This window comes from Snuella lapsa, assembly GCF_039539345.1.
In the GTDB taxonomy this organism is placed as follows: Bacteria; Bacteroidota; Bacteroidia; order Flavobacteriales; family Flavobacteriaceae; genus Snuella; species Snuella lapsa.
The window spans coordinates 101,371-113,381 of record NZ_BAABCY010000033.1 but is presented as its reverse complement, the minus strand read 5'-3'; the positions used below and the strand labels follow the sequence as shown (position 1 = coordinate 113,381).

Below are 12,011 nucleotides of genomic sequence, written 5' to 3'. Positions count from 1 at the left end.
GTTAAGAACATTTAACATGTTCTTTAAAACAATAAAATAAACAAATGAAAACAATAAAAGGGCCTGCGGTTTTCTTAGCGCAATTTGCAGGAGACCAAGCGCCGTTCAATACATTAGATGGTATTTGTAAATGGGCATCAGATTTAGGTTATAAAGGTATTCAGATTCCGGTGTGGGAATCACGTTTTATCGATATAGATAAGGCTGCTACTAGTAAAACCTATTGTGATGAATTAAAAGGTAAAGTGCAATCGTATGGGTTGGAAATTACAGAATTATCTACCCATCTTCAAGGGCAACTTGTGGCAGTTCATCCTGCTTACGATTTAATGTTCGATAATTTTGCGCCTAACGACTGTAAAAATAATCCTAAGAAGCGTACCGAGTGGGCTGTAGATCAAGTGAAAAAATCGGCTATAGCTAGTAAGCATTTGGGGATTAATGCACATGCTACATTTTCGGGAGCTTTACTTTGGCATACCATGTATCCTTGGCCACAACGACCAGCAGGGCTTGTGGAGATGGGATTTGGGGAATTAGCAAAACGTTGGCTACCCATTTTGGATGTTTTTGAAGATAATGGTGTAGATGTATGTTACGAAATCCATCCAGGAGAAGATTTACACGATGGTGTGACTTTTGAGCGGTTTTTAGAAGCAACAGGAGGCCATAAACGGGTGAATATATTATACGATCCCAGCCATTTTGTGCTACAACAATTGGATTATTTGAAGTTTATAGATTACTATCATGAACATATAAAGATGTTTCATGTTAAAGATGCCGAATTTATACCTTCAGGAAAGAGTGGTGTTTATGGAGGATATCAAAACTGGGAAGATCGTCCAGGAAGATTTAGATCCTTAGGTGACGGGCAAGTCGATTTTAAAAGTATTTTCTCTAAACTTACCAAGTACAATTGCGATTTATGGGCGGTTATGGAATGGGAATGCTGTATCAAATCGTCCGAGCAAGGGGCTAGAGAGGGTGCACCTTTTATTCAAAAACACATTATAGAGGCAGTTGGAAAGAGTTTTGATGACTTTGCAGGTGCTGAAATTGATGAAAACCAATTAAAGAAAATACTAGGACTATAAGTAAATCAATCCATTTTTAAAATAATTAAATCATGCAGATAAAAGAAGCTCCAGAAACATTCGACATTATTATTGTAGGTTCAGGAGCTGGTGGTGGTATGGCTACAAAAATACTGTCAGAAGCTGGTTTAAATATAGCTGTTATTGAAGCGGGGCCGTTTTTCGATCCCGCAAATCCCGAGTCAAGAACACAGTTAAAATGGTCTTACGAATCGCCAAGGCGAGGAGCGAGTACAACTAGGGATTTTGGAGATTTTGATGCTGCTTATGGTGGCTGGGATATCGAAGGCGAACCTTACACCAAAAAGAATGGAACTAAGTTTGACTGGTTTCGCTCTAGAATGCTAGGAGGAAGAACAAATCATTGGGGACGTATTTCTTTGCGATTTGGGCCGTTGGACTTTAAACGAAAAAGTTTAGATGGCTTGGGAGACGATTGGCCAATTTCCTATGACGATGTTAAGCCTTACTACGACAAAGTAGATAAACTTATTGGTGTTTTTGGTAGTAACGAAAATTTACCCAATGACCCTGATGGATTCTTTTTGCCAGCACCAAAGCCAAGGCTCCATGAAATGTATTATATTAAAGGTGCTAGAAATGCCAATGTGCCTGTATATCCCTCAAGGTTATCAATCTTAACAAAGGCCATTAATAATGAGAGAGGCGTTTGCTTTTATTGTAGCCAATGTAATAGGTCGTGTAGTGCATATGCTGATTTTTCCTCGGGTTCCTGCTTAATTTTTCCAGCTCAAAAATCTGGCGGACAGATCAAGCTCTTTACCGATTCTATGGTTAGGGAGGTCGTTACAGATGATTCTGGAAAAGCAACAGGTGTTATTTTTATAAATAAACTGGATAGAAAGGAATATAAATTAAATGCCAGAGTTATTGTTTTAGCAGCTTCAGCATGTAGTACGGCTAGGATCTTGTTAAATTCCAAGAGCAAAACACATAAGGATGGATTAGGAAATAGTAGCGGGTTAGTTGGTAAATACCTGCATGATTCTACCGGATCGGGACGTGTTGCATTTGTGCCCGATTTAATGAATAGAGAAACCTACAATGAAGATGGTGTTGGAGGGATGCATGTCTATACACCATGGTGGGGAGACAATAAAAAATTAAATTTCCCAAGAGGTTATCATATTGAAATATCTGGAGGACTTGGGATGCCAGCATACGGATTCGGGTTTAATATAGATGCCTTGAATAAGTTTATTGGAGGCAATGTTGGTGGTTATGGAAATGCTTTAAGAGACGATGTTAAGAAGTTTTATGGCGCTATGGTAGGATTGTCTGGTAGAGGTGAAAGTATTCCAATGGAAAGTAATTATTGCGAGATTGATCCTGATGTTGTTGATGAATGGGGAATCCCTGTATTAAGATTTCATTATAAATGGAGTAAGCATGAAATTTTGCAGGCCAAACATATGCACGATACTTTTGAAGAGATTATAGATGGAATGGGGGGGCATGCCCTAGGTAATAAGCCTACAGAAGATGAAGAATTTGGATTACTGGCTCCGGGCAGAATTATACATGAAGTGGGAACCACACGCATGGGGAATGATCCGAAGAGATCGGTTACAAATAAGTACCAACAATTGCATGATGCCGATAACGTATTTGTTGTAGATGCTGGGCCTTTTGTGTCCCAAGCAGATAAAAACCCAACGTGGACCATATTGGCTTTGTCTTGGCGAACTTGCGATTATATTGTTAGTGAGTTGAAAAAACAAAATATTTAGTAATTTGTAGAAATGAATAGACGCGATAGTTTAAAATCGATACTGTTAGGTTCCGTAGCAACTGGATTGGCGCTAAATGGTTGTACTTCAAACGTGCAAAAACCAGACGGATTACCTAAAGCTGAAGAGGGTCTTTTGTATGGAAGGACTGAGAGTGAAAAGTTAAGAGATAAAAAACTATTTGAATCAGTATTTTTTAGCGAGCATGAACTTTCAACAATCGCCGTTCTCTGTGATATAATCTTACCAAAGAGTGAAGCATATGCTTCGGCTACCGAGGCAGATACTGCTGAGTTTATAGCATTTATTGTAAAAGATATACGGGAGCATCAAACTCCATTAAGGGGAGGGGTGATGTGGTTAGATAGTTTTAGTAATAAACTGTATAACAAAGAATTTATTAAATGTTCTGAAGAAGAACAATTTAATATATGCGATCAAATAGCCTATCCAGGTAAAACAAAACCTGAATTAATACAAGGCGAAGCTTTTTTTACCAGACTACGTAATTTAACGCTTACGGGCTACTATACTTCAAAAATAGGAATGGAAGAGTTGGGGTACAAAGGTAACACACCAAATGTATGGGATGGTGTACCAGATCATATTCTTAAAAAACATGGTTTTGAATATGAAGAAGCTTGGTTGGCTAAATGTGTAGACCAATCAAAAAGGGGTGACATTGCCCAATGGGACGATGAAGGGAATTTAATTAGTTAAGAACCAAATTATTTAAAAAGAAAACTTAAAACTAAACATATGAGATCATTTATTTATTTGTTAATAACCTTAGTGGTAACTGTTTCTTGCAAACAAAAAAAAGAAAATGCAATTGTTGAAGAAAGTTCGGCTGAAGTTATAGAAACTAATACCAAAAAGGAATGGGTTACACTTTTTGATGGCACTTCATTTGATAATTGGCGAGGCTATCGTATGGATAAAATGCCCTCAGAATGGACTATTGAAGAAGGAGCAATGGCTTTTACACCTGGAGAAAAAGGAGGAAAAAATATTATTACAAAACAGAAGTTTACCAATTTTGTGCTGTCTTTAGAATGGAAAATATCTGAAAAAGGCAATAGTGGTATTTTCTGGAGCGTTTTTGAAGATGAAAAATTTAATGAAGCTTATCAGACCGGTCCTGAGATCCAGGTGTTGGATAATGCTAAACATCCTGATTCGTTCGTGGAAGGAGGTACTCATAAGGCAGGTTCGCTGTACGATATGATCGCTTGTCCGGATAACTTAGTAAAGCCTGCGGGAGAATGGAATTTGTGTGTTTTGGAAGTGAATCATAAAACAAACCAGGGAAAAGTCTCAATGAACGGAACCGAAGTAATGACATTTCCGGTGCATGGCGAAGACTGGGATAAAATGGTAAATAACTCAAAATTTAAAGGCTGGGAAGGCTTTGGTAAATATCAAACAGGTCATATTGGTTTGCAAGATCATGGAAATCCAGTTTGGTTTAGGAATATTAAGATCAAAGAGCTTTAATAGATACAGTATTTGATTGGACGTTTTATACAATAAATAGCTATGAAGTTTGTGAAAATAATTCTCGGTACTGCTGTCTGTATCTCTTGTTATACACAGGCTCAAGGTAATGGTGGTATATCGGTTAAAGAGCATAAAGCGGAACCTACAAGACCTGAAGCCACAGAGTTTTACGAGCCAAAACCTAAAAAAGTAATTCCCGGAAGTAATAATTTGCCACCCTCAGATGCTATTGTGCTTTTTGACGGAACAAATTTCAACGAATGGGAATCTTCAAAAGATTTAGGTAAGGTTAGTTGGATATTAAATGAAGATGGTAGTATGACCGTTAAAGACCGATCAGGAAATATTCAAACCAAACGTAAATTTGGCAGTGTTCAGTTGCACATCGAATGGCGATCTCCTAAAGAGGTAAGGGGGAGTGGCCAGCATAGAGGGAATAGTGGTGTGTTTTTGCAAAAGCGATACGAAGTTCAAGTGTTAGATAATAATGATAATGATACCTATGTGAATGGTCAGGTAGGTGCTATTTATAAGCAACATGTGCCACTGGTAAAAGCTTCAGTGCCGTCTGGCGAATGGAATGCCTACGATATTATATACCGCGCTCCAGAATTTGATGCCAATGGTATTAAAACTAAGTCGGCAACCATTACAGTGTTGCACAATAATGTCTTAATTCAGGATCATGTGGAGATTAAAGGGACAACTGAGTATATTGGATGGCCAAAAAATAAACCACACGGAAAGGCGGCTTTGATGCTTCAGGATCATGGCGATAATAGTGGTGTTAGTTATCGGAATATTTGGGTAAGAGAATTGGATTAACCGAAATATAATGGATAAAAAAGCCTCTCAATTTTATTCTTGAGAGGCTTTTATTTAAGGTGGTAACTATAAAAACGGTTGAGTCCCATATATCAAAGTCTTATAACATAGTTAGTACGAAACAATGTAGGGGAAAAAGTATATGGCCTTTTATTTATACTTTTAGATGTAGACAAGAAGCGTATTAAGCTGGATAAGAAAAGAGCTTTAGTAAAAACACAATAAACGATCGTTATTTTGTAAATTATTGCACAAAAAAACTTAATGTGTCAATAATTCGCAATATTTTCTAAAAACTGAGAGATTCGTTTTTATGGTAAAAAATAAAATAATACTTTTACCTTTCTAAAAACAAAGATGTTTACAGATATATTGAACATATCGTCATATTTCAATTCTACTACAGTTATTTCTTGTGGTGAGCGTCGCTTTTTTCCCCGTCGCCCGTAAGGGTGCGCTTCTTATTTGGAACACAGGTGAGTCCGGTTCTTTTTTCAATAGAAAATATTTTACAAAAGTTAATTCAAAATCAAAACAATGAAAGTTGTTATTGCTGATAAATCACATTCTAAATACGCAGAAATTATTTGCGAAACTATAGCCGAATCAGCTGCTGTAAGGGGGACTGGTATCGCTAGACGTACACCAGAATACATTACAAAAAAGCTAGAGAATGGTAACGCGGTTATAGCCTTAGATGGTGATAAGTTTGCCGGATTTTGCTACATCGAACTTTGGGGACATGGTAAATATGTAGCGAATTCAGGTTTGATAGTGCATCCAGACTACAGAGGTGTAGGGTTGGCTAAAAAAATTAAACATAAAGTGTTTCAGCACTCCAGGACTAAATTTCCTGATGCTAAAGTGTTTAGTATCACGACAGGAGTTGCTGTTATGAAGCTAAATAGCGATTTGGGATATAAACCCGTACCGTTTTCAGAGTTAACCGATGACCAGTCTTTTTGGGATGGTTGCCAAACCTGTCAAAATTACGATGTGTTAACGCGTACCAATAGAAAAATGTGCTTGTGTACGGGCATGTTGTATGATCCTAAAGCTGTAGGCAAAAGGAAACATAAAATAATAAAAGAAAAGGTTTTTAATAGGCTTAAGCATATTAAAGAAACAATGTTTTTAAAAAAAGATAAAAAAACGGACAGGTAGTGACCAAATAATAGTTTTAGATAGAATAATTTGGGAGTTACTTTTCGATAAAACAATAAAATTGAACACATAAAATGAACATTAATAAAATTTAAGCATTTTTTCACAAAAGGGAATGTTTAAAATTTTTAATGTGAGAGCGTAGCGATTGCATACGTTCTCAATTTTATAATTAATATAAAATCAAATGAATTATCAAAATTTAAACGTATGAAAAAATTAGTCATAGCTTATAGTGGAGGATTAGACACCTCTTATTGTGCGGTAAGCTTATCAAAGGAGTACGACGTACACGCAGTAAGTGTTAATACGGGTGGATTTACAAAAACAGAAATTGACCACATTGAGTCGAATGCTTATAAAATGGGAGTTACAACCTATAAAAATATAGATGCTGTGGCTACCTTTTACCAAAAAGTGGTAAAGTACCTAATCTTTGGAAATGTATTAAAAAATAATACTTACCCTCTATCAGTAAGTGCAGAACGCATTATTCAAGCTATTGAAATTATTGAGTATGCTAAGAGTATTGGTGCAGAATACATAGCACACGGAAGCACTGGAGCAGGAAACGATCAAGTGCGTTTTGATATGATCTTCCAAACACTAGCACCAGAAATACAGATTATCACGCCTATTAGAGATGAAAAATTAACTAGACAGGAAGAAATTGACTATTTAAAAGCCAATGGTATTGACATGTCTTGGGAAAAGGCAAAGTACTCGATTAATAAGGGACTTTGGGGAACCAGCGTTGGTGGTTCGGAGACCTTGACCTCCGAAAAGCCATTGCCGGGCGAAGCTTATCCTTCGCAGTTAAAACATACTGAAGAAGAAAAGGTGAAATTAACTTTTGAGAAGGGAGAGTTAGTCGCAGTAAATGGTATAGAAAACGATCCGGAGATAAATATTGAAACTTTAAATAATTTAGCCTCTGCCTATGCCATTGGAAGAGATATCCATGTTGGTGATACGATTGTTGGTATTAAGGGGCGTGTTGGTTTTGAAGCTGCCGCAGCTCTAATCACAATAAAAGCACATCACTTGCTTGAAAAGCATACCCTTACTAAATGGCAGTTACAACATAAGGAATATATTGCCAGTTTTTATGGGATGCACTTGCACGAAGGACAGTATTTAGATCCTGTCATGCGAGACATGGAAGCCTTTTTACAAAGTAGTCAGGATAAAGTGTCCGGAGATGTAACTGTAACGTTAAAGCCATATCACTTTACCTTGGATGGTATTTCATCAGAACATGATTTAATGAGTGCGAAGTTTGGCAGTTATGGAGAAGAGAATAAAGGTTGGACAGCAGACGAAGCGAAAGGATTTATTAAAATCTTTGGAAACCAAAACAAAATATATCAACAAGTAAACTCTTAAATTATGATTCAGGTTGGAATTATTGGTGGTGCAGGTTACACTGCGGGTGAGTTGATTAGACTCTTAATAAATCATCCACAAGCAGAAATTAACTTTGTATACAGTACATCTAACGCAGGAAATAAAATAAGTAAAGTGCATCAGGACCTGGTGGGCTCACTAGAACTTGAGTTTACCGATACGGTGTATCCCGATATAGATGTTTTATTTTTATGTCTGGGGCATGGGAATTCGGTCAAATTTTTATCGGCTAATACCTTTTCGGAAAAAACTAAAATTATTGACTTAGGTAACGATTTTAGGCTGGAAGCAGACAAGATTTTTAATAACAAAACATTTGTTTACGGATTGCCGGAATTACAAAGAGAAACGATTAAAGAAGCCAATTATATTGCCAATCCAGGCTGCTTTGCAACGGCAATTCAGTTAGGGTTATTACCATTGGCGAATGCAGGATTGTTGAATAACGACGTGCATATCAATGCAGTTACCGGAGCGACCGGAGCAGGAACTTCGTTATCGGCAACGACGCATTATACTTGGCGGGACAATAACTTTTCCTATTACAAGCCGTTTACGCATCAGCATTTGGGTGAAATCAATCAGTCGGTTAAGCAATTACAGCATGGGTTTTCTTCCGATATTTTGTTTATGCCTAACCGAGGGAATTTTTCGAGAGGTATTTTTGCAACACTATATACCGATTTTGAAGGTTCGGTAGAAGAGGCTAAAACACTTTATACTAATTTTTATAAAGAGGCAGCCTTCACCTTTGTGTCAGATGATGTTTTGCATTTAAAGCAAGTTGTTAATACCAACAAATGTTTAATACATTTACATAAACACAATGGCAAATTGTTAATAACAAGTGTTATAGATAATTTATTAAAAGGAGCTTCAGGACAAGCCATTCAGAATATGAATTTGATGTTTGCGCTGGAAGAAACAACAGGATTGCATTTAAAAGGAACCTATTTTTGATAACTAAAACGTCATTACGAGGAGGTACGACGAAGTAATCTCTTCAAATTAAAGAGATTGCCACATCATGCTTTGACGTGATTCGCAATGACAAATAAAAAAATATAACATGAAAATAGCCATTATAGGAACAGGTAATTTAGGAAGTTCGATCGCCAAAGGACTTATTAAGAATAATACGTTTACGTCGTTGTATTTAAGTGATAAAAACACGGTAAATGTGGATGGTTACAGAACATTGGATAATGTTACTGTTACGAATGATAATGAGTTGGCCGTAGAACAGTCTGATATGGTCATTTTTGCATTACAGCCTAAACATATTGATAAGGTTCTGGAAAGTGTGTCGTCAAAAATTACCGATAAGCACATTGTTATTTCGGTTGCGGCAGGCGTTGAAATACCACGAATAGAAGGAATTGTTGGAAGTGATAAAAATATTATCAGGGTCATGCCAAATACAGCCATTTCTATCGGTAAATCGATGACCTGTATTGCGGCCAATGATAAAGCGCAGGATAAAGTGGCTTTAGCACAGGATATATTCAATCAGTTAGGAACTACCTTGGTTATTCCTGAAGAGCTTATTCAGGCTTCTACGGTTATTTGTGCCAGTGGAATCGCTTTCTGGATGCGTTTGGTACGTGCTACCACGCAAGGTGCGATCCAATTAGGTTTCGAAGCACATGAAGCGCACGAATTAGCTGTACAAACCTGTTTTGGAGCAGCGAGTCTGTTAATTGAAACTGGAAAACATCCGGAGCAGGAAATAGACCGTGTAACTACACCTAGTGGTTGTACTATTGAGGGGTTGAATGCTATGGAGCACCAAGGGTTAAGCTCGGCCTTAATACAAGGTATCGTCGCTTCATTTGAAAAAATTAATCAAATTAAAAAGAATTAAAATGCCATTATTTGACGTTTATCCATTATACAATGTAACACCCGTAAAAGCTAAAGATGTTTGGGTTTATGATGAAGAAGGAACACAATATCTGGATCTTTATGGGGGACATGCCGTAATTTCCATAGGCCATTCACATCCAACCTATGTTTCTAAAGTGAGCGAGCAACTGGAAAACTTAGGGTTTTACAGTAATTCTATTCAAAACCCCTTGCAAGTAGCTTTGGCCGATAAATTGGAGAAGCTTTCAGGTTGTGAAGATTATCAATTGTTTTTATGTAACTCCGGAGCAGAAGCCAATGAAAATGCTTTAAAGCTCGCATCGTTCCACACTGGAAAGAAAAAAGTAATAGCCTTTAAAAATGGCTTTCACGGACGAACTTCGGCGGCAGTAGCAGCTACCGATAATCCCAAAATTATTGCGCCTATCAATGCACAACAAGAAGTGATTTTTGCCGATCTAGGTGATGTTGAAGCGGTTGAATTAGCTTTAAAGACAGATGATGTATGTGCTGTTATCGTTGAAGGTATTCAAGGTATAGGAGGACTTGATGAAGCTTCTGCCGATTTTTATCAAAACCTGAGTACGCTGTGTAAGCAGTACGGGGCTTTGTACATAGCCGATGAAATTCAGTGCGGTTATGGGCGTACGGGCGATTTTTTTGCCTTTCAGAAGCATGGTATAGTACCCGATATTATTTCCATGGCCAAAGGTATGGGGAATGGGTTTCCAGTAGGTGGTATTTTAATCCATCCCGATATTCAAGCCTCTTTTGGGTTGCTAGGTACCACGTTTGGAGGAAATCATCTGGCATGTGCTGCAGCACTGGCCGTTTTGGAGGTTATGGAAAGCGAAAGCCTTATGCAAAATGCGGAGGAAGTTTCGGCGTATTTCATAGAAAAAGCCCAAGCCATACAAGGGGTAAAGCAGTTAAAAGGACGAGGGTTGATGCTAGGCTTGGAGTTTAACTTCCCCATTGCGGAACTGAGAAAAGAACTCATTTTTAAACACAAAATATTTACAGGAAGTGCTAAAAATCCTAATGTGTTACGTATTCTACCTCCGTTAACCATTAAAAAGGAACATGTAGATCAGTTCTTCGTGGCGCTTAAAGAAGCGTTGGCATTGGTAGAAGTTGAATAACAAAATGAAGTGAAATAGCTGTAATCTTATAGTTTTAAGCTTTGAAAATAAGAAATTAAAAAATGAATACCCTATTATCAATTGAAACAAGAAACGCTGTATTGCTAGAAATGGCATCCCTTTTAGAACGAGAACGCGCTGCAATTATAGCCATTAATAAAGGTGATTTAGAAGCCTATAATGGTGATGATATTTCCATGTACGATCGTTTGAAAGTTAATGATGCCAAAGTAGATGAAATGATTGCTTCGGTGACACATTTGGCTTCACAGGAGGACCCGGTGGGAGTAGAGCGTTTTAGTTTTAAGCATGATAACGGGATGCAAGTGTATAATAAAACAGCCTCATTCGGTACGGTATTGATTATTTACGAATCACGTCCCGATGTAACTGTAGAGGCGGCTGGTATTGCTTTTAAATCGGGAAATAAAATTTTATTAAAAGGCGGGAAGGAATCCACAAAGTCCAATTTAAAAATTGTTGAACTTTGGCACGAAGCTTTAAAGGCTAATGGCTCCACAACAGATTGGGTTGAGTATTTACAATATAACCGAACCGAAACCCAGGCCTTTTTAGAAAAGCCAACACAAAAAGTGGATTTAATTGTGCCTCGAGGGGGCGAACGGTTAATTGCTTTTGTAAAACAACACGCTGCCTGTCCGGTTATTGTTAGTGGCCGTGGTAATAATTTTGTGTATGTGCATAAAGAGGCGGATTTGGAAACCGCTTTAAAGGTGATTATTAATGCTAAAACAGCTAAAATTTCGGCGTGCAACGCACTTGATAAGGTATTGATAGATGCAAACCTTCCAGATAAAGAAATTTTTATAGTCAATTTAATTTCAGAATTAAAGAAGTTTGATGTTCATATTTTAGGAGATAAAAGTGTAACTAAATTTGAAAGTGTTGAGCCAATCGAATCAGATGCTGTTTGGTATCAGGAATTTTTAGATTTTAAGATCGCAATAGCAGAAATCGATTCGACACAGGAAGCCATAGCCATGATTAATAAATATTCGGGAGGGCACTCGTCATCTATCATTACAACTAATGAAGATGAGGCCAAAGTGTTTATGGAAAATGTAGATACCGCAGCGGTTTATCATAATGCTTCTACCCGTTTTACTGATGGTGGGCAATTAGGGCTTGGAGGCGAATTGGCGATTAGCACAGATAAATTGCATCAGCGAGGGCCTATAGGGTTACAACATTTAGTGACCAATAAATGGTATGTGCATGGTAACGGACAAATACGATAG

11 protein-coding genes are annotated in these 12,011 nt (G+C 37.5%); all 11 read left to right on the top strand.

Annotated elements, in window-relative coordinates:
* Positions 1–44: 44 nt before the first annotated feature.
* The 11 genes from ABD792_RS06220 (at position 45) to ABD792_RS06170 (ending at position 12,011) form a co-directional block, all read left to right on the top strand.
* Positions 45–1,097 (top strand): sugar phosphate isomerase/epimerase family protein, encoded by a 1,053-nt coding sequence (locus tag ABD792_RS06220; RefSeq protein ID WP_345004991.1) that lies wholly within the window; start codon positions 45–47, stop codon positions 1,095–1,097.
* 32 nt (positions 1,098–1,129) lie between these two features.
* Positions 1,130–2,848 (top strand): GMC family oxidoreductase, encoded by a 1,719-nt coding sequence (locus ABD792_RS06215; RefSeq protein ID WP_345004990.1) that lies wholly within the window; start codon positions 1,130–1,132, stop codon positions 2,846–2,848.
* Between the two features lie 12 nt (positions 2,849–2,860).
* Entirely contained in the window at positions 2,861–3,568 is a 708-nt protein-coding gene (locus ABD792_RS06210) for a gluconate 2-dehydrogenase subunit 3 family protein (RefSeq protein WP_345004989.1), read from the top strand.
* A gap of 39 nt (positions 3,569–3,607) precedes the next feature.
* The gene (locus ABD792_RS06205; protein WP_345004988.1) at positions 3,608–4,345 is read left to right on the top strand and encodes a 3-keto-disaccharide hydrolase; all 738 of its coding nucleotides are present in this window, start codon (positions 3,608–3,610) and stop codon (positions 4,343–4,345) included.
* A gap of 51 nt (positions 4,346–4,396) precedes the next feature.
* Positions 4,397–5,173, top strand: a complete 777-nt coding sequence (locus tag ABD792_RS06200; RefSeq protein ID WP_425568121.1) for a 3-keto-disaccharide hydrolase — start codon at positions 4,397–4,399, stop codon at positions 5,171–5,173.
* Positions 5,174–5,710: 537 nt separating this feature from the next.
* A complete protein-coding gene (locus ABD792_RS06195; protein WP_345004986.1) occupies positions 5,711–6,337 on the top strand; it encodes a GNAT family N-acetyltransferase in 627 nt (208 codons plus the stop codon).
* Between the two features lie 210 nt (positions 6,338–6,547).
* Entirely contained in the window at positions 6,548–7,723 is a 1,176-nt protein-coding gene (locus tag ABD792_RS06190; RefSeq protein ID WP_345004985.1) for an argininosuccinate synthase, read from the top strand.
* 3 nt (positions 7,724–7,726) lie between these two features.
* Positions 7,727–8,704, top strand: coding sequence for an N-acetyl-gamma-glutamyl-phosphate reductase (argC, locus tag ABD792_RS06185; RefSeq protein WP_345004984.1), 978 nt, complete (start codon positions 7,727–7,729; stop codon positions 8,702–8,704).
* 109 nt (positions 8,705–8,813) lie between these two features.
* On the top strand, positions 8,814–9,608 hold the full coding sequence (gene proC, locus ABD792_RS06180) for a pyrroline-5-carboxylate reductase (protein ID WP_345004983.1): 795 nt from the start codon (positions 8,814–8,816) through the stop codon (positions 9,606–9,608).
* A 1-nt stretch (position 9,609) separates the two neighbouring features.
* Complete coding sequence (locus ABD792_RS06175; protein ID WP_345004982.1) at positions 9,610–10,752, top strand: aspartate aminotransferase family protein; 1,143 nt, start codon at positions 9,610–9,612, stop codon at positions 10,750–10,752.
* Positions 10,753–10,814: 62 nt separating this feature from the next.
* The gene (locus ABD792_RS06170; protein WP_345004981.1) at positions 10,815–12,011 is read left to right on the top strand and encodes a glutamate-5-semialdehyde dehydrogenase; all 1,197 of its coding nucleotides are present in this window, start codon (positions 10,815–10,817) and stop codon (positions 12,009–12,011) included.

Bases quoted from the DNA above. Each gene is read 5' to 3' on its own strand.
- ABD792_RS06220 (WP_345004991.1), top strand. From the start codon at position 45: ATGAAAACAATAAAAGGGCCTGCGGTTTTCTTAGCGCAATTTGCAGGA.
- ABD792_RS06215 (WP_345004990.1), top strand. From the start codon at position 1,130: ATGCAGATAAAAGAAGCTCCAGAAACATTCGACATTATTATTGTAGGT.
- ABD792_RS06210 (WP_345004989.1), top strand. From the start codon at position 2,861: ATGAATAGACGCGATAGTTTAAAATCGATACTGTTAGGTTCCGTAGCA.
- ABD792_RS06205 (WP_345004988.1), top strand. From the start codon at position 3,608: ATGAGATCATTTATTTATTTGTTAATAACCTTAGTGGTAACTGTTTCT.
- ABD792_RS06195 (WP_345004986.1), top strand. From the start codon at position 5,711: ATGAAAGTTGTTATTGCTGATAAATCACATTCTAAATACGCAGAAATT.
- ABD792_RS06190 (WP_345004985.1), top strand. From the start codon at position 6,548: ATGAAAAAATTAGTCATAGCTTATAGTGGAGGATTAGACACCTCTTAT.
- argC (WP_345004984.1), top strand. From the start codon at position 7,727: ATGATTCAGGTTGGAATTATTGGTGGTGCAGGTTACACTGCGGGTGAG.
- proC (WP_345004983.1), top strand. From the start codon at position 8,814: ATGAAAATAGCCATTATAGGAACAGGTAATTTAGGAAGTTCGATCGCC.
- ABD792_RS06175 (WP_345004982.1), top strand. From the start codon at position 9,610: ATGCCATTATTTGACGTTTATCCATTATACAATGTAACACCCGTAAAA.
- ABD792_RS06170 (WP_345004981.1), top strand. From the start codon at position 10,815: ATGAATACCCTATTATCAATTGAAACAAGAAACGCTGTATTGCTAGAA.